The organism is Actinomadura sp. 7K507, assembly GCF_004348425.1.
Lineage (GTDB): Bacteria > Actinomycetota > Actinomycetes > Streptosporangiales > Streptosporangiaceae > Spirillospora.
The window spans coordinates 1-20,126 of sequence record NZ_SMKK01000179.1 but is presented as its reverse complement, the minus strand read 5'-3'; the positions used below and the strand labels follow the sequence as shown (position 1 = coordinate 20,126).

21 protein-coding genes are annotated in these 20,126 nt (G+C 69.2%); 12 read left to right on the top strand and 9 right to left on the bottom strand.

The window, feature by feature from the left end; all coding sequences use genetic code 11:
* The 7 genes from E1285_RS31890 to E1285_RS31860 all read right to left on the bottom strand — a co-directional run.
* A partial coding sequence (locus tag E1285_RS31890) for a class I SAM-dependent methyltransferase (protein WP_132158286.1) occupies nt 1-690 on the bottom strand: 690 nt, incomplete at its 3' end.
* A gap of 16 nt (nt 691-706) precedes the next feature.
* Nucleotides 707-1,222: an AAA family ATPase gene (locus E1285_RS31885; RefSeq protein WP_132158285.1), complete on the bottom strand. Its 516-nt coding sequence runs from the start codon at nt 1,220-1,222 to the stop codon at nt 707-709.
* Nucleotides 1,223-1,267: 45 nt separating this feature from the next.
* Nucleotides 1,268-2,290, bottom strand: a complete 1,023-nt coding sequence (locus E1285_RS31880; protein WP_132158284.1) for a hypothetical protein — start codon at nt 2,288-2,290, stop codon at nt 1,268-1,270.
* Entirely contained in the window at nt 2,287-4,014 is a 1,728-nt protein-coding gene (locus tag E1285_RS31875; RefSeq protein WP_132158283.1) for a carbamoyltransferase C-terminal domain-containing protein, read from the bottom strand. Before E1285_RS31875 ends, E1285_RS31880 begins: the two co-directional genes overlap by 4 nt.
* Nucleotides 4,011-4,979 (bottom strand): thymidylate synthase, encoded by a 969-nt coding sequence (locus tag E1285_RS31870; protein WP_132158282.1) that lies wholly within the window; start codon nt 4,977-4,979, stop codon nt 4,011-4,013. Before E1285_RS31870 ends, E1285_RS31875 begins: the two co-directional genes overlap by 4 nt.
* 41 nt (nt 4,980-5,020) lie before the next feature.
* Nucleotides 5,021-6,043 (bottom strand): NAD(P)-dependent oxidoreductase, encoded by a 1,023-nt coding sequence (locus E1285_RS31865; protein WP_132158281.1) that lies wholly within the window; start codon nt 6,041-6,043, stop codon nt 5,021-5,023.
* 567 nt (nt 6,044-6,610) lie between these two features.
* Nucleotides 6,611-7,378, bottom strand: coding sequence for a TauD/TfdA family dioxygenase (locus tag E1285_RS31860; protein ID WP_132158280.1), 768 nt, complete (start codon nt 7,376-7,378; stop codon nt 6,611-6,613).
* A 170-nt stretch (nt 7,379-7,548) separates the two neighbouring features.
* Between E1285_RS31860 and E1285_RS31855 the strand changes: the two genes are divergently transcribed.
* A complete protein-coding gene (locus tag E1285_RS31855) occupies nt 7,549-7,965 on the top strand; it encodes an NUDIX hydrolase (protein ID WP_132158279.1) in 417 nt (138 codons plus the stop codon).
* 5 nt (nt 7,966-7,970) lie between these two features.
* Complete coding sequence (locus tag E1285_RS46875; RefSeq protein ID WP_207946975.1) at nt 7,971-9,137, top strand: helix-turn-helix transcriptional regulator; 1,167 nt, start codon at nt 7,971-7,973, stop codon at nt 9,135-9,137.
* Nucleotides 9,138-9,274: 137 nt separating this feature from the next.
* Here the strand turns inward: E1285_RS46875 and E1285_RS31845 are convergent, their stop codons facing one another.
* Nucleotides 9,275-10,282 carry an IS3 family transposase gene (locus E1285_RS31845; RefSeq protein ID WP_132158278.1) on the bottom strand — a complete coding sequence of 336 codons (1,008 nt, stop codon included), beginning with the start codon at nt 10,280-10,282 and terminating at the stop codon, nt 9,275-9,277.
* 29 nt (nt 10,283-10,311) lie between these two features.
* Nucleotides 10,312-10,788, bottom strand: a complete 477-nt coding sequence (locus E1285_RS31840) for a transposase (protein ID WP_132158277.1) — start codon at nt 10,786-10,788, stop codon at nt 10,312-10,314.
* A 402-nt stretch (nt 10,789-11,190) separates the two neighbouring features.
* Here E1285_RS31840 and E1285_RS31830 point away from each other — a divergent pair, with 402 nt between their 5' ends.
* The 10 genes from E1285_RS31830 to E1285_RS31785 form a co-directional block, all read left to right on the top strand.
* On the top strand, nt 11,191-11,835 hold the full coding sequence (locus E1285_RS31830; RefSeq protein ID WP_243723181.1) for an HAD family hydrolase: 645 nt from the start codon (nt 11,191-11,193) through the stop codon (nt 11,833-11,835).
* A gap of 67 nt (nt 11,836-11,902) precedes the next feature.
* A complete protein-coding gene (locus tag E1285_RS31825) occupies nt 11,903-13,084 on the top strand; it encodes a helix-turn-helix transcriptional regulator (protein WP_132158287.1) in 1,182 nt (393 codons plus the stop codon).
* Between the two features lie 326 nt (nt 13,085-13,410).
* Entirely contained in the window at nt 13,411-13,629 is a 219-nt protein-coding gene (locus tag E1285_RS31820) for a hypothetical protein (RefSeq protein ID WP_132158275.1), read from the top strand.
* Nucleotides 13,626-14,462, top strand: coding sequence for an SAM-dependent methyltransferase (locus E1285_RS31815; RefSeq protein WP_132158274.1), 837 nt, complete (start codon nt 13,626-13,628; stop codon nt 14,460-14,462). Before E1285_RS31820 ends, E1285_RS31815 begins: the two co-directional genes overlap by 4 nt.
* Nucleotides 14,459-15,403: an SAM-dependent methyltransferase gene (locus tag E1285_RS31810; RefSeq protein ID WP_132158273.1), complete on the top strand. Its 945-nt coding sequence runs from the start codon at nt 14,459-14,461 to the stop codon at nt 15,401-15,403. The genes E1285_RS31815 and E1285_RS31810 overlap by 4 nt, the downstream gene beginning before the upstream one ends.
* A 317-nt stretch (nt 15,404-15,720) precedes the next feature.
* The gene (locus E1285_RS31805) at nt 15,721-17,268 is read left to right on the top strand and encodes an ATP-binding protein (RefSeq protein ID WP_132158272.1); all 1,548 of its coding nucleotides are present in this window, start codon (nt 15,721-15,723) and stop codon (nt 17,266-17,268) included.
* Nucleotides 17,261-17,692 carry a roadblock/LC7 domain-containing protein gene (locus tag E1285_RS31800; RefSeq protein ID WP_207946974.1) on the top strand — a complete coding sequence of 144 codons (432 nt, stop codon included), beginning with the start codon at nt 17,261-17,263 and terminating at the stop codon, nt 17,690-17,692. Before E1285_RS31805 ends, E1285_RS31800 begins: the two co-directional genes overlap by 8 nt.
* Nucleotides 17,693-17,760: 68 nt before the next feature.
* The gene (locus E1285_RS31795; protein WP_132158270.1) at nt 17,761-18,159 is read left to right on the top strand and encodes a DUF742 domain-containing protein; all 399 of its coding nucleotides are present in this window, start codon (nt 17,761-17,763) and stop codon (nt 18,157-18,159) included.
* The gene (locus E1285_RS31790) at nt 18,137-18,787 is read left to right on the top strand and encodes an ATP/GTP-binding protein (RefSeq protein WP_132158269.1); all 651 of its coding nucleotides are present in this window, start codon (nt 18,137-18,139) and stop codon (nt 18,785-18,787) included. Before E1285_RS31795 ends, E1285_RS31790 begins: the two co-directional genes overlap by 23 nt.
* 175 nt (nt 18,788-18,962) lie before the next feature.
* Nucleotides 18,963-20,126 (top strand): cytochrome P450 (locus E1285_RS31785; RefSeq protein WP_132158268.1); only part of this gene is annotated, 1,164 nt, incomplete at its 3' end.

The following is a 20,126-nucleotide window of genomic DNA, read 5'->3' as shown; positions in this document are numbered from 1 at the left end:
GTATTGGGGGCAGGTGGTCAAGTAGGCGGCGGTGTGGGCGAGGTCGGTGAAGGTGAAAGTGTGCTGTTCGTGTTCCGTCTGGGTGACGATCAAGCCGCCAGCATCGGCGAGGCCGGGCAGGTTGCCGCTGTGGGCCGCCTGGTAGAGGCTCGGTCGCGCGGTGGCGTGCGGGTCGAGTCCGGAGCGTTGTAGGAGGGCGGCGAGTTCGTAGTAGCTGTCGGCGGCCTTGGTGACCAGGATCGCGGTGCCGCCCGGTCGGAGCGTCCGGGTGATCTCTCTGATCGGGTGGTCGGGGGTGGACGAGTGGTAGAGGCACATGACGGCCACGACCAGGTCCAGGCTCTGATCGGTCAGGGGCAGGGTGTGGAAGTCTGCGGTGATCGTCTGGACGGTCAGGCCTGCGCATCGTTGCTGGGCGGCGGCGGTCATGGCCGGGGACCCGTCGATTGCGATGATCCGCGCGTTCGGGTGGTGGCGGGCGAGTCTCAGGGTGGTGCGTCCTTGTCCGCAGCCGAGGTCGCAGATCACTGGCCGGTCGGGTAGGCCCGCGTTGCCGGCGTGGCCGAGGAGGACTTCGGTGATGTTGCGGCCTGCGGTCTTGGCGGCCAGGAGGGCGTCGCTGCGCTGGCGGGTGCGGCTCTCGTCTACGTACAGGGCCGGGAGGTTCTCGCCGAGGAAAGGGTGGCTCAATGCGCCACCCTCGGGATCACGTGGCCGTGGAGGCCGTCAGCTGGGCTAGGAGCTGGTTGGCGGCGCGGCGGGAGGTGACGATGCGTACGTCGGCGTGCCCGGCGTGTTCGGAGATCAGCTCTCGGACCCGGGGGGCCATCTGCTTGCGGTAGCCCCACACATATTTGATGAAGCTCCAGGTGATGCGGTCGTAGACGCCGGTGGTGCCGTGCTGGCCACCCCGGTACTTCCAGCGGCGCTGAGCGATGCCCCACAGGCAGGTGAGCGCGGGCAGGTCGAGGAAGATGACGGTGTCGGCCCGCTTGAGCCGGATGGGCAGCGTCCCGGCGTAGTTCCCGTCGATCACCCAGGTGTCGGCGGCGACGAGTTCCTCTTGGAGGGCGGCGAACTTGTCGGGGTCCAGCTTGTTCCACTGTTCGTCGTAGTAGACGGTGTCCAGGTGGGTGATCGTGGCGCCGATCCGGGCGGCGAGTTGCCTGCCGACGGTGGTTTTGCCTGATCCGCCGCATCCGATGATCGCGATCCGCTGCATGATTCAACGCTACCGATCTGCCGGGACGGGTGGGACGAGGCGCGCTCACCGGTCCGCCCCGGCGGTCAGGATCTGGTTGAGCGTGGTGACCTGGCGGGAGATGCGCATGAGGTCGAGTCGTTGCAGGCATCGCGCCAGCAGCTCGGCCCGGACGGCGGGACGAGCGACGGCCAACTTGCTGATGACCATTACGGCGTCCTGGCCGCTGGAGACGATCAGAGAGGCAGGGATGAGGCGGTGGGCGGACCGGAACTCGGACGGGCACAACGGCAGGCATCCGGCCAGGACGGCCTCGAACAGGCGTTGGGTCATCTGCCCGGAGTGAAGATGCCGGTCGGGGAGCAGCAGGATCGTGGTCAGTGACGTCCCGTACAGCTCGGTGACCTTGCTGAAGGGGACACGGCCGATGAAGCGAACGTGCGGCCAGCGGGTGGTGTCGGTCCATTTCCCAGCGACCAGGTAGCGAGGGTGGGCCAGGGCGGCGGGCACAAAGTAGCGCTCGAAGCAGTCGTCGCGGTCGTACTGGTTGCCGACGTAGGTGAGCGTCCAGCCGCGTTCCCCCGCGGTCAGGACCGCCGGGTCGGCGGTGTCCAGGGCGGTGTCGGCGACGGGGAACAGCAGCGGCACCGCGCCCGGCGACGGGTGCAGCGCCGCCTCGCACACCGTCACGTTCTGCCTGGTCCGCAGCGGGTCGTCGGGGCGGAGTTGCCGGTCCTTGTCCCACACGATCGTGGGCAGCCCCTGGTCGGTGTAGAACTCCAGGAGTTCGGTCTGCCGGTGCAGGTCGCAGGTGTGGCCGATGGTTGTGCAGGGTGTGGTGTTGCGGCCGTCGATCGGCCATCGCCATTCCAGTATGAGGATGTCGATCTCGGGGAACCCGGCCGGTTCCCAGGTGTAGGGCAGGCCGGTGCCGGCTTCGGTGCGGTCTCGGTCGGTCTGCAGGAACACGATCTGGTGTCCTGCCGCGATGAGGGCGTCGATGAGTGTGCGGCGGTGAGAGCGTCCCCCGTCGGGGGTGTCGGTGATCCCGTCGCCGAGGAATCCCCAGAAGCTGTATCCGATCCTCACTCTGGCTCCTGCGTGCGTTTGGTGTACCAGTGGTCGTCCAGCAGCAGGCCGTCCAGCCCGGATTCGGTGAGGCAGTCCAGGGCCATGTCCGCGGTCCCGCAGATCGGCTTGCCCTTGATGTTCAGCGACGTGTTGATCAGGACGGGGATGCCGGTGCGGGCGGCGAACGCGGTCAAGATCGCGGCCAGCAGCGGGTTGCGTTGGGCGTCGACGGTCTGGACCCGGGCCAGGCCGTTGCGGTGGAACACCTCCGGCAGGTCGCAGCGGCCTCGCGGTGTGCCCGCCACGGCGAACGACATGAACGGCGAGGACGCCTCACCGAGTTCGAAGAAGTCCTGCGCGTGGTCGGCCAGGACGACGGGGGCGAACGGCCGGAACGGCTCCCGGAACTTGATGTCGCGGTTGAGCCGATCGATGACGTCGGGCAGCAGCGGAGAGGCCAGGATCGATCTGTTCCCCAGCGCGCGTGGCCCGGCCTCGGCCGGGCCGGCGCAGACCCCGACGATCTTCCCGGCGGCGAGCGCGGCCGCGACTCGCGTCGCGGGCGCGGGCGTCGACACGGCGCTCACCCCGCTGCGAGGACGGGCTGCGCCGCCCGCATGGGGGGTGGGGCCGAGGTAGCAGGCGCCCTGCACCCGGGCGGGGACGGCTTCGCCGCGGTCGGCCAGGACCGCCAAGGCCGCCCCGAGCGCGGTACCCGAGTCTCCGGGAGCGGGCGGTACGAACACCTCCTCGAACACACCGCGCGCGAGGATCTTGCCGATCGCCACACAGTTCATGGCCACGCCGCCGCCGACACACAGCCGCCTAGCCCCGGTGGCGTCGCGGGCGGTCCGGGCGAGCCATGTCATGATCTCCTCGGTACGGCGCTGCAGGGCCGCTGCCAGGTCCATGTGGACCTGGGTGATCTCCTGGCCGGGCTCGCGGGGCGGGCAGGTGGAGGCGATGAACTCTGGCGTGACGCGGCGCCACCGGCTGGAGATGACGCGGAGCGGGAACAGGTGCGGATCAAGAGTGAACCCGCCGGGCGAGAGGGGGATCGCCCGTTGGAACAGGGCGGCGAACCGGTCGGGGTCGCCGAGTGCCGCCAGGGCCATCACCGTGCCTTCCTCGTCGGCTTTGCGCCAGCCCAGATGCTGGGTCACCGCTCCGTAGGCGTAGCCGAGGCTTGCCGGGTCGCCGAATTCCCGCACGATCCGCCAGGACGCAACGCCGCGCCGGTCCCGGTGGGCGCGGGCGATGGTGGTGGTCTGGGTCTCGCCGAGGCTGTCGACGACCAGCACCGCTGCGTCGTCGAACCCAGAGGAGGCGAACGCGGTCAGCCCGTGCGCGCGGTGGTGCAGGACCTGGTGGAGGGTGGCGTGCGGGAAGCGGCCGCGTAGCAACTCCAGGCGGCGTCGTTCGTTGCCCGCCACGGTGAGCATGGAGCGGGCACGCGGAACTGCCCGGCGGGCTGTGGCGGGGTGCAGCAGGTGGGCGAGCGCGGCGGGTGCGGCCTTGCGGTACAGGCGGTGCTGGAAGTGCAGGGCGACGGCCGCGACGTCGCCGGGGCCAAGACCGGCCTCACGCAGCAGCCAGTCGATCCCGCGCTCGGGGTAGGACTTGTCGTGTTTGATGCCCGACAGGCGTTCCTCTTCGACCACGCCGACGAGCTCCCCGTCGGCGACCAGCGCGGCGGACGAGTCGTGGGTGAAGGCGCACAGGCCCAGTACCGGCCCGCTCATGGGTCGGCCTTTGCGGTTGCCTGGCTGGACGGCCGGTTGTACCAGCGGGTCAGCGCGGCCGCCATCACCCCGGGCCCGTTGACTTTGCTGCGTGCGGCGTCGCGGTCACCGCGGCGCCACAGCCGGAAGGAGGCCATCACGTCCGCCAGGTCGTCCCACGCGGCAGCCCCCACCCGCTCGCCGGCGATCACTTGGGCGACGCGGGCGTCGAAGCCTTCCCACGGGGCGGCCAGCGTCCCCATGTGCCCGGTGGCCTGGTCCGCGGTCGCGGCGACCTGCCCGGCCGCCGCTAGCTCCGGGGCGTACAGGTGCAGGGAGTCGACCTGGTGATGCCACCGGCCAACGCGCGCTCCGACCCATCCCGCCATCACCTCCAGCAGGACCGTGGCGGCGAACAGGTCGTAGGGCAGACCTCGCCACACGTCCTGGCTGCGCATCGACGTCACCATATGCAGGGCGCCCTCCCGCAGGTAGAAGCGATGGCCCAGCGTGCAGGGAATGTCGCGCTCGTCCACCAGGTCCCGGGCCGGGTCGAAGACCGTCAGGACGGCACGGCGGGTGTCGGGATCGTTCAGCAGCAGCCGCCGCACCCGGTCGAACTGGTCGATCCCGGCCCAGGCCCGCAGGCGGGGGCCGTAGGCGCCGTGCGGTGGGCCGTCCCCGACGTAGGCGGCCAGGGAACCGTTGAACTCATGAATCCACGCCTCACCGGAACCGGACAGGATCCACAGCGTTTCAGCGACCGCGAACGCCGGGTTGATGACGCGGTGCGGCGGCAGATCGACCAGCCGGGCGCGGGGGTCGGCCAGCCACAGCGACGAGCCGAGCACCTCGCGGGTCGGCAGCCCCCGCGGCGCGGCCACCCGTCCTTCGGAGAGGATCCGCGCGCACGCCTTCGCGCACAACTCGTTCGCCGACCCGTACAGCTGCGCGAACGAGCTGGTGAGCTGTTCGGTTTCGAACATAGGAACCGCCTCTCGGGTTCGAGTGGCCAGGGCATGTCGGGTCATGCCGGGAGAGGTCGTGGCCGGACCGGCTGGGCGTTCAGGTGCGGCCACAGCGACTCCAGCCCCTCGCGCAGCCCGACCGCCGGGGTGAACCCCAGCAGCCGGCGGGCGCGGGACAGGTCGGCGCGGACACCGGCGGCATCGCCTGGCCGGTCCCCGGCGGCCTCCCACACCACCGGGCGGCCGACGATCTGCCCGACCAGGTCACCGACCTGCCGCAGCGACGCAATGTCGGCGCCCGCGATGTTCACCGTCTCGGCGCAGCCCGCCACCAACGGCAGGTCGAGCGCCCGCAACACTCCAGCGACCAGGTCATCGACGTGGGTCCAGGAGTGGGCGACGTCCCCGTCGCCGAAGAGGGGCATCGGGGCCGCGGTGACCGCCGACCGGAACATCCGCGGCACCACCATTTCCGGGTTGCTGCGCGGCCCGAACGCGGTGAAGAACCGCAACGCCACCACGCTCATCCGCGACCCCGGCCGACGGGCAAACGCGGCGGCCAGCCGCTCGGTCGCCAGCTTCATCACCCCGTACGGCGACGTCGGCTCGACCGGTACCTCCTCGCACGCCAGCCCGCCCGTCGGCCCGTAGACATGCGCCGACGACGCCACCACCACCCGCGGCACCCCCGCGGCGTGGCAAGCATCCAGCAGACGGTGCCAGCCGAGCAGCGACGCCGCCTGATCGGCGAACCCCGCACCCCAAGAGGCCCCCACGTCCGTTGGAGCCGCCAAATGCACCACCGCATCCGCCCCGGCCAGCCGGGAAGCAACCCCGCGGTCACCGGCATCGACCGCCAACAGCTCGAAGCCGGGCCTGCCGCGTAGACAGTTGATGATCGAGGCTGTCCGGGGGTCGCCGCCGGGCTCGACGCGGTCGATCCCCAGGACGCTCACGCCCGAGCGGGCAAGCAGTGCCTCGGTGAGATGAGATCCGACGAAACCCTGGACGCCGGTCACCACAACCAGCCGGGCGCCGAGGAGCGAGCAAGACGCCTTGTCACGGACGGAGTGGCTGGTCATGGTATCTGTTCCTCTTTCCTGCCGAGGGCGGGATCTGCGGATGGAGCGTTGAAACGATCTCGGCGCCGGTACCCAATGCGCCCGAGCAAGGATTCGCAGACGCTTCCAGCCGCTCGGTAGCTGCCGTCATGACCACGGCTCCCAAGCCCCATCCAGCCACGGCGCTCATGACCACTCGCGACGGCGTGATGCGTCTGCCACTCGGCGTGCTCTGCTCGACGCTCGTTGCGCTGACGACCGCGCAGGCACTCCAGATCGTCGACCAACTTCGGCGCCCAGGAGACACGGAGCGCAGAGTTGACCAAGGCGGGCTCCTGGTCGGCCTTTGAGGCCCAGGTGTTGTCGCCGTACACGTTCACCAGAACCGTCACCGGCAGTTGCCCTTCGTCCGTTGCCAGTCGGATCTCCTGGAGGACGGCCGTGTCCTGGCCCCAGACCGGGGGTTATAGAAGTTGGCGTCGTCGCACCGAGCCCGGCCTGTCGGGTGAACCACTCGGAGAACAAACGCGTCGATCGCGACCCCATGGGACAGCAGGGCAAGCTTCACCCATGCGGCTCTCGGTTCGGTCATGAGACTGCGTCCTGGGCAGGGGCGAACCCGACGGGAAGCTCGAACTTCGGCTCTCCGAGCGCACGCCAGCACAGCCGGTCCCCGGTGAATGCCCGACGGGCATGGAGCCACCTGGAGTTGTCCAGTAGATAGCCCTGGCCGGCCGCGAGCCGGAGCGAGATTTGATGGCGAAGCGTCACCTCCCACAGATCACGCACATAGGGCTGAACAAGAGGGCTCCAACGGGCAAGGCCATCCAGCCGTAGCCGCACCGATACCCGCCCCTCAGGGTGTGCGCTGAAGACTTGGGCAGCGTGGCCGTCCCCTGCTCCGAAGAACGTCGTGCGGGGATCTGCCAGCGCCAGAGCAGCCTCGCGCCGGTTCGCCATCAATTCGGCGTGCACCGCGCGGGCATCGGTCAACAGGCATTCGCCGCCCTGATCAGCCGGGCGCCCGCACACCAACAGCATCAGACGGGGCGGCGTCGCGAGTCCCGACCGTTCGGTATGCGGCGCGAGTTCCTTGTCGGTGAAGCCCCCGAATCCGGGCCGATCCTGGTGACGGCCGCTGTCTCGGATCGTGGTTAGGCCATCCGGGTCGCTGTCGCGATGTGCGGTGATGTCCATGACCCGGAAGGCGAGAGCGAGAACCGCGTCGCGCGAGGCCATTCCGTCGAGCACGACCAGACCGACGTCCCGCAAGCGCTGCGCGATCACGCTAAGCGCCACAGGGCCGGCGTGGTAAGCGGTGAGCACATCGTCACCGGCCTGCGGGGCTTTGCTCATGGCGCAACTCCTTCGCTGTACTGCTGCGTTCACTGTTGGCCACTGCCCGTTGCGAGGTAAAGCGACAGATTGTCTACTCAGCCATGCGCCCAGGCCCGGGCTGAGAGCAGGGAGCGCGTGCTACTTTTCGAAACGTCCCCTGGCCCATCCGCTAACCGCTGAGGACCACAATGAAGACGCCGCCTGCCTGGCCAGTGTCCGTGAAAGGCGTCGCTGTGGGAGACGGCGGCCGCGTGCTGCTGCTGAAGAACGAGCGCGACGAGTGGGAACTGCCCGGCGGCCGCCTGGAGCCGTCCGATGCCAGCCCCGAGGCCGCGGTAGCGCGAGAGATCCAGGAAGAGACCGGCTGGACCGTCAAGGCAGGCCCGCTTCTGGACGTGTGGATCTATCAGCCGCTGCCCCAGACGCTTCCGGAGCGGCGTGTCGTCATCGTCGCCTACGGGTGCCCCGTCCTGACCCCGGACGTTGAACCAGTGGTGAGCCACGAGCACAAGCAGCTCGGCCTGTTCACCGCCGACGAGGTTCCAGGACTGCATATGCCCAACGGCTACCGGCGCTCCATAGACGCCTGGTTCACACGGATGTGACCGATATGGCAGGCGGCCCGGAACTGGCTCGGTCCTCAGCCCGCCATGCCGTATGGCGCTGGGCCACACCAGAGGCCCAGCGCGTCCTGGCCACGGGCGACCTCGGGAAGATCCTGCGGTACCACCGCGCCATCCACGGCATCAACCAGACTACGCTCGGCCAACTCCTCGGCTACGACAAGACCTACATCTCGATGCTGGAGCTCGGGAAGCGCACCCTGGACGACGTCGGCTCGCGCCGTTCGATCGCTGACCGGCTTCGCCTCCCACCACACGTCCTGGGCGTCACCGATACCGCCGACACCGACCACCGGGCGATGCTCCAGTTCGGAGAGTCGACCGTTCGCCTCGCCGAGATCGCCCGCCAAACCGGCCACGCCTACGAAGCCGTCGCTGAACTCTGGCCACTCGTTGCCCGCCTCGAAGCCCGCCTTGAGAACGGACACACCGAGCGAGATGTCCTTCATCTCCTGGCCCGCGCCCGCGCCGGCCTCGGCGTCGCCCTCGGAAACGTCCTCCCCGAAGAGCGCCTGAGCACCGCCGCCCACTGGACCGCCAAGAGCCTCGACATCGCCTCCTACTTCCAGGACCCCGCATTCTCCGCCGAGGTTCTGCGGATGCACGGCAACGAACTCCGCAAGGCCCGACTACGCGGTGCCGCTGTCAGCCGCCTCCAGCACGCGCTCGCCCTAGCCCCCGGCCCCCAAGCCCGCGTCGCAGTACTGCCTCTACTTGCGAGGGCCGCAGGAACACTCGGTGACGGCCCCCTGTTCGACCACGTGATGCGGGAAGCTGACGCGTTCCTGGACGAGGTGAAGCACACGTCTCTCTTCAATCCGTACGCGCTACACGAAATTCGGCTCAGGGGCCTGGTCGCAACAGGCCGAGCGGACATCGCGATCGGGCTCATCGATCATTCCCCGGCGCCAACCACAACGGTCGCCCCGCAGTGGCACGTTATCGAACGTGTGACCATCGCGAACGTTCAGCTGCTGGCTGGCGACCACAGCGGTGCGCAGAAATACCTGGAGATCGCCATCCGCGAAGCCGCCACACAACGGCTTCCTCACCAGTTGCAGCGGATAATGCGAACCGCAGGAGATCGTCTACCCGAAATATGCGCAGTCGCCAGGCGAGCTTTCAATGAACTCCGTCAAGAGCTGACGGCCTAGATTACGTGATTACCCGGCGCAGGATCCCTCCTCGGGACCGCGGCCTTGCTGACCGTCATCACGAACGAGCTTTACCAGCAACTCGGTGTCACGCAGGTCTGGCAGGACCACCGGAACCTGTCAAACCGGATGAGACGTCAGGCCACGTGGGTGGTTTGTGGCTCGTTGTCGGTCTGGGGTGGTTGGGGTGGCGGGTTGATCCAGACCTTGTCCGGTAGCGGGGGCGGTGAGGGGCACCGGCCTCGGAACCGTTCGGGATGGGCCCGGAAGGCCGCCTGCAGGGTGGCGGTTCTGTGTGTCTGGATTCGGGTGGCGGTGCCGTCATGGACGGTCGCGGGCGTGTGCATCCCGATCCCGGAATGACGATGTTCGTGGTTGTAATAGGCGAAGAACCGGCCGCAGAAGCTGTTGGCGTCCTCGATCGAGCCGAATCGCCCCGGGAATGCCGGACAGTATTTGAGGGTCTTGAACTGTGCTTCGGAGTAGGGGTTGTCGTTGGACACGTGCGGGCGGGAATGGGACTGGTCGATGCCCAGGAGGGCGAGGAGTCCGGTGACGGTGTTGGAGGTCATGGCCGTGCCGCGGTCGGCATGGATCGATCGGGGCGCCACGCCGCCGTTGGCGATGATGGCGTGCTGGATGAACTCCTTGGCCAGGGTGCCGTTCTCGGTGGGCCAGATCTCCCAGTGCACGACTTTGCGGGAGAAGATGTCGATGATGACGTACAGCAGATAATGCACGCCGCGCACGGGGCCTTTCAGTTTCGTGATGTCCCACGACCACACCTGGTCGGGGCCGTCGGCCTGGAGTTCGGGCTTGACGGTCGCCGGACGCACGGCCTGGGCGCGCCGCTCACCGGTCTGGCCGCGCTCGCGCAGCAGCCGGTACATCGTGGCCTGCGAGCACAGGTACATGCCCTCGTCCAGCAGAATCGCCCACACCTGCGCCGGTGACTTGTCGACGAACCGGGCCGAGTCCAGCACCGCCAGCACCCGCTCGCGTTCGGCCGCCGACAGCTCGGCCGGGTGATGGAACGGGCGGCGCGGCCCGAGCCGGGGCGGGCGGGGATTGCGGTGCCGGTGCAGAGTCGAGCGGGATCTGCCGAGGATGCGGCATGCCCGGGCGGTGCCGAGCAGTTCCTCCATGCCGGGCAGGTGGTCGTCGATGACCTGGTTCAGTTCTCGTCGGAGTCCGCGCTGCTTGAGATGTCCTGCAGCAGCGCGAATGCTTTTCCCGCGATGTCCAACGCGGTTTGGGTCTTGTCGAGTTCACCCGCGAGTTTGGCGTTGCCGGCTTCGAGTTTGGCGGCTTCGGCCTTGAGTTTCTTGTTCTCGGCCTTCAGACGGGCCAGTTCCTCGGCCTCGGGGCTGCGTGCCGGCTTTCCCGACGTGGCTGCCAGGGTGCCTTCATCGCGCTGTTTGCGCCAGTGCTCGAGGTGGGAGTGGTAGAGCTTTTCGGCACGCAGCAGGGCGCCGCGTTCGGGGCTGCCCTCGGGCAGCGCGTCGTAGGCGGCCAGGATCCGGGCCTTGTAGGCCTTGGTGAACGTCCGGCGCTTGGGCCGGGCGGGCCGGCCCGGCTGCTGGTCGCCGTGTTCGTCGGTCACCCGACCATCCTGCCGCGTCGTCACGGCGGCCTGGTCGGCGAGAGTCATCGTCACTGCGCTGTTCGTCCTGTCTCGCCCTGCTTGGTATCAGAAGGACTCGCTCGTCCCTTGTGTCACAGCAGTCTGACAGAGAGGGGAACGCTGCAGCCGACAGCTCGCGGCCCACACCACGTGTGTCGATCAATGTGTGGTCGATGTCCCACAGGACCAGCCGTGTCATGGCGCCTCCTCAACTGCCCATCTGTCACTGGGCCCATAACGTGTCACGCGAACGTGTGCGGACCGTGGGCGTCGACGGGCACGGTCGGTTCCAGCGCCGACAAGGCCCTGGCCGAGGCGTTTTTCGCCAGCCTCAAACGCGAGATCCTTCCCGCCGGCGGCTGGCCCACCATCACCCAGGGCCCGTCTGGCGGTCTTTGGGGCGGAAGTCCCGTTGGCCATGCTTACGCTATGCGTGTGATCCAGTGTGTGGTGTTCGATGTGGGCGAGACCCTGGTGGACGACACTCGCGAGTGGCAGGGCTGGGCGGACTGGTTGGGGGTTTCGCCGCACACAATGTCGGCGCTCGTGGGCGCGGTGACGGCACAGGGACGGGACAACGCTGATGCGTTGAGGCTGGTCCGACCCGGGCTGGATGTCGGCGAGGAACATCGGGCACGCGTTGCGGCAGGGCATGCCCCAGAGTTGATTGATACCGATTTCTATCCGGACGTTCATTCGGCATTGGAGGAGCACCGGCGGCTTGGATTCTGGGTTGGCGTTGCGGGAAACCAGACGGCGCGGGTAGGGGCGCGACTGCGTGAACTTGGCCTTCCGGCGGATAAAATCGCGACATCGGAGGAGTGGGGGGTAGCCAAGCCGGATCCAGGTTTCTTCGCGCGGCTAGTGGAGTGGGCTCCGGGGGAACTGGAGGAGATCGTGTACGTGGGCGACCACCCCGCCAACGATGTCGTGCCGGCACGGGCGGCCGGGCTGCGAACGGCCTTGGTGCGGCGGGGCCCATGGGGATACCTGTGGGCAGACGACTACCGAGGCGTCGCGGACTGGGTTGTGGACGATCTGACTGAACTTCCGCAGTTGTTGATTTCTTCCTGAAGGCCGCACTTCTTGGACGAATTCGCGTTACCGTGCCGACAGGATGGACCGTCGGAGACCGCACGTGATGTCGGAAAACTCGATCGGCGACCGTATCGCCGCCCACCGAACGGCGCGGCGACTTACCCAGCGCCAACTGGCCTCGTCGGCACACGTGTCGTTGAGCCTGCTGCGGAAAGTCGAGCAGGGCGATCGGCCGGTGACCGATCGGACGCTGGCCGCGCTCGCTGAGGCACTTGAGACGGAGCCGGACGTTCTGGTGGGCCAGCGGCGCCCGACCGACAGCCGGGTGCATACGGCGCTGCCGAATCTCCGAACGGCGATCGACGCCTATGACCTTCCCGAGGATGGTCCGGTTCGGCCGCTGGCGGAGTTGGAGCGCGCGACCGGCGCAGCAACTCGGAGGCGGTTATCGTCGCAGTACACGCGACTGGCGGAGTCGTTGCCCGACCTGTTGGGAGAACTGACGCGCTATAGGCACAGCGAGGACGTTGAGCACCAGGCCCGTGCGGCGCGGCTTCTCGTCTCGGCGTACCGGGCAGCTGACGCCGTTGCCTACAAGTACGGATACTACGATCTGTCTGCGCGGTTGGTGGAGCTGATGCGGGCATCCGCCGAGGTGGTAGAGGATCCGGCGTTGCTCGCAACGGCCGCCTACGTGCGGACTGAGGTGTTCTTCGCCAGTCATAACCTCACGCCAGGGCTCCGGCTGCTGGAGAGAGCGCTCGATAACGCCCCGCCGCCGAACTCCCCTGGCCTGCGGGCGGCAGTCGGCGCGTTGCATATGCGAGCTGCGGTGGTCGCCGCCAGGCTGACCGAGGACATCGTCACGGCGGATGAGCATTTCGAGCACGCTCGGCGGCTCGCGGAGTCGGTCCCCGAGGGCGTTTACAACGGGACCGCGTTCGGCCCGGTCTCGCTGCATGTGCACGAGGTCGCGCTTGCAGTGGAGCGTGGTGACGCGGCGCGGGCCGCGCAGGTCACGAGACGCGGGGCGGAGCTGTCGGTGCCTTTGGAAAGGGTCCCAGAGGAGCGGCGGTCCCACTACTACATCGATGTGGCGCGGGCTCAGTTGTGGCTGGGAAGGCGGGAAGAGGCATTCCGTGCATTGCAGGCGGCCAGACGGATCGCTCCTCAGCACACCCGTGAGCATCCCTTTGTCCGGGATGTGCTGGTGAGGCTACTACGCCTGCATGCTTCGCCGCCGCATGCGTTGGTGGCGTTCGCGGAGTGGGCGCGCGCGATCTAACCAGTTCCAGGCGGGTGCCACTAGATGTGGCAATCACGCCTGATGCGGGTGGCGACCATCGTCGGTATGTCCGCATCGACACTCCGGCACGTGGACGCCGTCGAGTCCGAGTTGGAAGACGCCACTCCGTCGTGGCGGATTCGGCTTACGGATCTGCACCTTCGGCGGGCACGCAGGGCTCGCAACGGTGCCACACGCCGCTCCTCCCCCATCCCGCGAGGGCGACTGCGGGCAGGCCTGCTTCACCGTCAACGCTCGGCGCAGGGCGGCATAGCAAGTCCTCTCATTTCTTTCTCCCAGGTCCCCGCCTGCTCAGAGGTTCTGTCATGACCCTTGCGAATACATCAACCCCGGCGGTCGCCAAGGCCGCGCTGAAGGAAGACTTCCCTGACTGGCGGATCATCGTGTCCGACAAGGGCCGCTGGTGGGGGCAGCTTTGGCCGTTGCCACGTGACCAGTTCAACCGCGTGAACTTGGTCGACGCCGACACCGCTGAGGGCCTTCGCGCCGAGCTCGACCGGGCCGTTGCAGGGAGCGCGCGGTGACCGGCCAGGAGCTGACCCCGGGCAGGGCGCTTGATTTCACTCAGGCCAGCCCAGCCAGGACCTACAACGCGCTGCTGAAGGGCCGGACGGCGTACGCCTCGGATCGGGAGGCCGCCGACAAGGTGATCGCGATGGCGCCCGATGCCGGGCAGGTCGCGCGGGAGAACTTCCAGTTCGCCGGCCGTGCCGCCGCGTGGGCGGTGGCCGAGTTCGGGATTGGGCAGGTTGCCGATATCGGGGTCGGCGTCCTGGACGCCGACATCGGGCTGCCCAGCGTGGAGGAGTGCGTTCTGCGGGTGGCCCTTGATGCTCGGGTCGTTGCTTTCGACAACGATCCAGTGGTTCTGGCGCATGCCCGTAGCGGCCGCAGCTATGGGCGCGTGCTCCACGGCGACGTCACCGATCTGGACACCGTCTTCGGCAACCTCGAGCTGGGCGAGGCTCTGGACCGGTCGGCCCCGACGGTCGTGGTGTTGGCCGCAGTGCTCCATTTCGTCGCTGACCCGGCTGCGGTGATGGCTGAGCTTGGGCGGCGGCTGGCGCCCGGCAGTGTGGTGGTGCTTTCCCACGCGACCACCACGGACACCGAGACGCGCCGTGTCGACGGCATGACCAAGGCCTACGACAAGGCCACCAGCCGGATTCGTTTCCGGTCTGAAGAGGAGATTCTGGGGCTGGTCGACGGCTGGGACATGGTCGCTCCTCCCGGGCTGTGCGACGTGGCCGAATGGGGGCTGCCCGAACCGCACGACGGCCAGGTGGGTGAGCACGTCCGGGTCGTCGGCCTGGTCGCCGTCCGCCCTGGCCGCAACGATCGGGGACGTGAGCGATGACGGCGCGCGCCGTCGAGCGGCTGGCGTTCGGTGACCTGACCGGGCCGAGTCTTCGGGAGCCGTCCACCGCGGTTCCGTGGTGGCCGAGGGTGTGGCATCACCTTGTCGGCGGTAGGGATGCCTTCCAGGCTGATCGGGAGTTTGCTGCTGATCTGGAACGGCAGATCCCGGGTATAGCGCGGATCGCTCAGATGCGGCGGCGGGCTCGCCACCGTCTGGTCGAGTGCCTGGCCGGCGCCGGAGGGATCGAGCAGTTGCTGGTGCTGGGTGCGGAGCCGCCGCTGACGTTGCCGCCGCTCGGCGAGGTCCACAGCGTCGCGCGGCGGATCAATCCCTCGGCCAGGACTGTCTACGTCACCGGCGATCCTGTTACGGCGGTGCATGTCCAGGCGCTGATGTGCATTGACCGAAGTTGCGGATGCGTTGAGGCCGCCGTCGACGATCCCGTCGCGGCGCTGTCGGGGGCCTCGAAGCTTCTGGATCTGTCTCGTCCGGTCGCGGTGGTGATGGCTGGCGCGCTGGAACCGCTCGACGACCACGAGGTCGAGGCGTGGCTGCACGTGGTGGGGACTGTTTTGGCCTCGGGCAGTCGGCTGGGCATCTCGCATCTGACCGGCACCAGCGTCCTGAGTGTGACGCTGGCGCAGATCTGCGGAATGCATCAGGCGCTGCTGCCGCATCTGCGGGGGCCGGCAGACGTCGCCGCCTTGCTGCGCGCGGGTTCGAGCGAAGAACCGCGGGCCTTCGCCGAGCCTTTCCCTGGGGTGGGCCCGGATCCTGCCGCGGGAGGTGGGGACGGCTCGGACGGGCTGGCCGTGTGGTGCGGCACCGCCCAGATCGGAGGGGGCCCGCATGACCGGTCGATCTGTGGTGCGGCCTCGGGCGACTCGTTGGGCGGCCAACCTACAGGGCCCGATATGACCTCCGGAGCGCTGCGATGACCACCGCACACTCCCCCGCCCCGTCCGTCGATCTCCAGGCGCGTCATCCAGGTCATCCCGCAGGTGGTCGCCCTGACTCGCGTGACCAGCCCAGCCGGAGTTGCCGAGATCGCCTCCGCCGCTGAGGTGCGGCGCACTGTGACAGCCAGCCCTGGCAAGCCCCTTTCCGTTCCGTCAAGGTGATCATGACTGCTACCGCCCGTTCCTCGACGTCCCCGCCGCCGTCGGCGCAACCTCCGGCGGACCACCAGCGCCCGGCGTGCCCGCCGTGGGCTGGTCAGCTGCCCGAGCGCCGGTGGTTGTGGTGGGCGGGCGGCGTGCCCGCCTGCGTGTTGTTGCTTCACGCCGTTGCCGCGCCCGCGGTGTACCCGGACGCGGGCGCGTTGGGTCTGTTGGCCGTGTTCGCGGCCCCGTGCTCGGCGGTGCTCGTGCTGGTGGTTTTTGCGCTGCTGTGGCTGCGCGACCGCGATATCCGGGCCTTGCTGGGCAGGAAGGACCAGGGGCTGGTGTCGGCCCGCGAGCGGGCGAATGCGCTGGAGAGCGAACGTGTGCGCGCCCAGCACGGTGAACGTTTGGCCGCGGAGGCGGCCCGGCGGTCTGAGCGGCAGATGGTGGAGCAGGCGGTCCTGCACGCCTCCAGCGCGGAGGCCGTCCGGCAGGCGCTGGTGTTCCTGGTGGAGCGGCAGTTGCCCGCCGTGGTCGAAGGGACACCGGCACCACCGCTTGTCCTGTCCGAGGACGTGGCCGACCGGGCGACCGCGGAACTGGTCGAGGAGACCGTGGCCGACGTGCTCAGGCTGGTGGGGCGGGAGGCGGGCCGGCGGGAGACGATGCGGCTGGTGGTGGTGGCGCTGGCCCGGCGGCTGCAGGCATCGGCTCTGGAGATCTACGGCGAGGCGATCCAGATGCCGCCGCACGTTCAGCAGGATCCGGGCCTGCTGAAGGCCAATCTGCATGTGCAGCACGCGGCGATGCAGCAGGCCCGGCGGGCCCAAAGCGTGGTGACGCTAGCCGGGGAGTGGCCCGGCCAGCAGTGGCAGGACGATGTGCCGCTGGTGGACGTGGTCCGCTCGGCCGCGGGCCGGATCACCAGTTATCAGCGGGTCCAGGTCACCGGGAACCGGGAGATCGCGATCACTGCCGCGGTGGTCGAGCCGGTGATCCACACGATGGCCGAGCTGCTGGCCAACGCCGCCCAATCCTCCCCGGCGACCACCGCGGTGCAGGTTCAGGTCCGTGAGGTGCAGCGCGGCGCGGTGATCGAGGTCGACGACGCCGGGCTGGGGCTGCGCGACCACGAACTGAGCGCGTACCGCGAGATCGCCAGCGGGCACCGCCTGGTGGCGCTGGAGGAGATGGGCGCGGTCCCCCAGACGGGGCTGGCGGTGGTGGGCCAGTACGCGCGGCGGCACGGCCTGGGAGTGGATCTGGCCGAATCGCCCTATGGCGGAATCCGTGCCGTGGTGTTGATCCCGGGGGAACTGCTGACCACCGTGCCCCTGCCCGCCTACCCCGATCAGCACGCCCCAGCACCCGAATCCACCGTCCCCGAGCCTCCACCGCCGGGGCCGGCGGCGGCAGAGGGCGGCCGGCGGGAAAGCAAGGAACTGTCGGCCGGCGCCCCCGGGCCTGCCGATCCGGACCCTACGCAGACGGTTGACGGGCTCCCTCAGCGTCGCCACCGGCGCGGCGCCGGCGCCCCGGTAGCGCCGCCCTCACCTGCTGGTCCTTCTGCTGAACGAGAACGCACCCCGGCTGAGGAAGCCGCATGGACCGCCGCCTACATGACCGGGACGCCGACCCGGCCCGACACCCCCGAGCCGGGGCCGACCCCCGGTTCCGACCTCAAGGATGATCATGTCTGACCAGACCTGGATGCTGGCCGAAGTCCTGAAAGTTCCCGGCGTGATCCATGCGCTGGTGGCCACCGCTGATGGCCTGGTCAAACAGCGTTCGGAGAATCTGCGAGACGACACTGCCGAACGGCTGGCCGCCGCGTGCTCCGGCCTCAACAGCGTGGCCCAGAGCGTGGCCAAGGAACACGCTGGCGACCGGCCGATGCGGCGGGTCGTGCTGGAGCTGGACGGCGCGGTGCTGTTCGTCCGCGGGGCCGGGGACGGCTCACACCTGGCCGTCCTGACCGACCCCAGAGTCGACCCCGGCCTCATCGCCCAGCAAATGAGTTCCCAGGTCCAAAAGATCGGCGAAAGCAACCTGGCCACTCCCGCCCGCAGCCCAGCCCGCGGCGCGGTACCTGGTGCCGGGCCCACCGGGGGGATCAGCCCGTGAACAGCCCCTCAGACCGTGACCCGGCCCGTGACCGGCCGCCAGACCCATCGGCGAGTGAGGAACCGGGCGTGGAGCCGGGCGTGGAGCCGGACCCGGTGGTTCCGGTGTACGTCATCACCCATGGCCGGGCCGCGCCGACCCGTAACACGCTGCAGCCCGAGACGCTCCTGCTGGCCGCCGATCCGGGCGCGGACGGCCACCCCGACGGAGGCCGTTCCTCGCTGCGGGGGCCGGACCGGGCGCTGCCGGTCACCGCGACGCGCGAGCAGGTCGCGTTGCTGCGGCTGTGCCAGGTGCAGTTGTCGGTCGCCGAGGTCGCGGCGTATCTGCGGCTGCCGGTCAGTGCCGTGACGGTGGTCGCCGCCGACCTGATCGACGGCGGTCACCTCATCTTCCGGGCCCCAGCGTCCCGGACCGATCTTGAGATCTTGAAGGAGGTGCTCGATGGTCTCCGCAACCTCGTCTGACCCCGTCGACAGCGCTGCGGCGGGCCTGGTGGGCTCGGCTCCCGCTGCGGTCCCGTCCTCGGTCCGGCATTCGGTGAAGATTCTGGTGGTCGGCGGGTTCGGGGTCGGCAAGACGACACTGATCGGGTCGGTCAGCGAGATCGCCCCGCTGCGGACCGAGGAACCCATGACCACCGCCAGCGTCGGCGTGGACGACTTGGAACGGCTGGAGAACAAGACCGCGACCACGGTCGCCATGGACTTCGGGCGCATCACCCTGTCGGACCAACTGGTGCTCTACTTGTTCGGCACCCCCGGCCAGCAGCGATTCTGGCCGCTCTGGCAGGGCCTGGCCACCGGCGCGCTAGGCGCCCTGGTCCTGGTCGACACCCGCCGCCTGGCCGCGTCGTTCTCTGCGATCGACCAGCTGGAACAGCACCACCCGGACCTGCCGTTGGCCGTCGCGGCCAACCAGTTCCCCGACAGCCCCACCGTCGACCACGACCAGCTACGCCAAGCGCTGGACCTGCAACCCGGCACCCCGCTGACCGAATGCGACGCCCGCCAGCGCGGCTCGGCCGCCGGCTCGCTGATCAGCCTGGTCGACCACATCTACCGCCCTGTCCCCACCGCCCCTTCTCCTCGGTAACCCCTCCGCTTCCGCACTCCCGGCTGCGGCTGCCGCCGTGGCCCCGAGTTTTCGTTCGTGTCCCCGCTGCGACTGTCTCTAGGTGCTGCTGATGACGTCCCTTCCGCCTGAACCCCCGCCGCACCCGGCGCCGCCACCGCCGGGTCGGGCGCGCGCTGGTGAACGGCTTGCGGACATGACCGGGCTGACGCCGCTGTCGGCCACCACCGCCTGCCCCGACCCCCAGCACGTGTACGGCCGGCTGGGTGCCGAGTTCGGGCCGGTCGCCCCGGTCCAGCTCGCTCCCGCCGACCCGGACGGGGCCGTCCGGCCGCTCAACGCCTGGCTGGTCATGGGCTATGAGCAGATGCTGGAGGTGACCCGGCGGGAACGGCTGTACTCCCGCAACCCGGTCAACTGGGGCGACCTGGCCAACGGCCTGGTGGCGCCCGACTCGCCGCTGCTGCCGATGATGGGGCCCCGCGACAACGGCTACTTCCGCGACGGGCGCGAGCACCGCCGCCTGATCGCCCCGGTCCTGGACGCCATCGCCGGCATCGACCAGAACGCCATGTTCAAAGCGGTCCGGGCCCGCTGCGAACAACTCATCAACTCCTTCGCCGACGACGGTCACGCCGACCTGATGTCCGGGTACGCCGCCCCGATCCCGATGCTGGCCGTCACCGACCTGTTCGGGCTCGGTGACCGCGACACCGCCGCGCTGCAGCGGGCGATGACCGCGCTGGTGGGCTCCGGCGAAGACGCCCAAGAGGGCAACCGGGCCCTGAACCACGTCCTCACCGGCGCCATCAACGCCCGCCGAGCCACCCCCACCGACGACCTGACCTCAGCGTTCATCGGTAACCCGAACCTGGCCGACGACTATGAGATCCAGCAGAGCATGGTGATGATGATGGTCGCCGGCTGGGAGACCACCACCAACTGGATCACCCAGACGCTGCGGCTGATGCTCACCGACCCCCGCTTCGCCGGCCAACTGCGCCGCGGCCGCCTCGGCGTCGAGGACGCCCTGGACGAGATGCTGTGGGCCAGTCCCCCGATGGCCAACATGCCCGCCCGCTTCGCCCTGGCCGACCACGACCTGGGCGGCCACCCCATCACCCGCGGCGACGCACTCATCCTCGGGCTCGCGGCCGCCAACAACGGCCCCCACGCCCGCACCGGAGACCCGCACCTGGACACCGGCAACCGCGCCCACCTGGCATTTTCCGCCGGAGTGCACGCCTGCCCCGCCAAAGTCCCCGCCCGGCTCATCGCCCACACCGCCGTCGACACCGCCCTGCGGCTCCTGCCCGCCATGCGCCTAGCGGTCCCCGCCGACCAGATCCAGCTAGAACCC

Coding starts and splice junctions, on each gene's coding strand:
- E1285_RS31810 (WP_132158273.1), top strand. CDS start 14,459: ATGACGGCGCGCGCCGTCGAGCGGCTGGCGTTCGGTGACCTGACCGGG.
- E1285_RS31845 (WP_132158278.1), bottom strand. CDS start 10,282: ATGGAGGAACTGCTCGGCACCGCCCGGGCATGCCGCATCCTCGGCAGA.
- E1285_RS31790 (WP_132158269.1), top strand. CDS start 18,137: ATGGTCTCCGCAACCTCGTCTGACCCCGTCGACAGCGCTGCGGCGGGC.
- E1285_RS31885 (WP_132158285.1), bottom strand. CDS start 1,222: ATGCAGCGGATCGCGATCATCGGATGCGGCGGATCAGGCAAAACCACC.
- E1285_RS31855 (WP_132158279.1), top strand. CDS start 7,549: ATGAAGACGCCGCCTGCCTGGCCAGTGTCCGTGAAAGGCGTCGCTGTG.
- E1285_RS31840 (WP_132158277.1), bottom strand. CDS start 10,788: ATGACTCTCGCCGACCAGGCCGCCGTGACGACGCGGCAGGATGGTCGG.
- E1285_RS31820 (WP_132158275.1), top strand. CDS start 13,411: ATGACCCTTGCGAATACATCAACCCCGGCGGTCGCCAAGGCCGCGCTG.
- E1285_RS46875 (WP_207946975.1), top strand. CDS start 7,971: ATGGCAGGCGGCCCGGAACTGGCTCGGTCCTCAGCCCGCCATGCCGTA.
- E1285_RS31865 (WP_132158281.1), bottom strand. CDS start 6,043: ATGACCAGCCACTCCGTCCGTGACAAGGCGTCTTGCTCGCTCCTCGGC.
- E1285_RS31830 (WP_243723181.1), top strand. CDS start 11,191: ATGCGTGTGATCCAGTGTGTGGTGTTCGATGTGGGCGAGACCCTGGTG.
- E1285_RS31870 (WP_132158282.1), bottom strand. CDS start 4,979: ATGTTCGAAACCGAACAGCTCACCAGCTCGTTCGCGCAGCTGTACGGG.
- E1285_RS31800 (WP_207946974.1), top strand. CDS start 17,261: ATGTCTGACCAGACCTGGATGCTGGCCGAAGTCCTGAAAGTTCCCGGC.
- E1285_RS31875 (WP_132158283.1), bottom strand. CDS start 4,014: ATGAGCGGGCCGGTACTGGGCCTGTGCGCCTTCACCCACGACTCGTCC.
- E1285_RS31825 (WP_132158287.1), top strand. CDS start 11,903: ATGTCGGAAAACTCGATCGGCGACCGTATCGCCGCCCACCGAACGGCG.
- E1285_RS31860 (WP_132158280.1), bottom strand. CDS start 7,378: ATGAGCAAAGCCCCGCAGGCCGGTGACGATGTGCTCACCGCTTACCAC.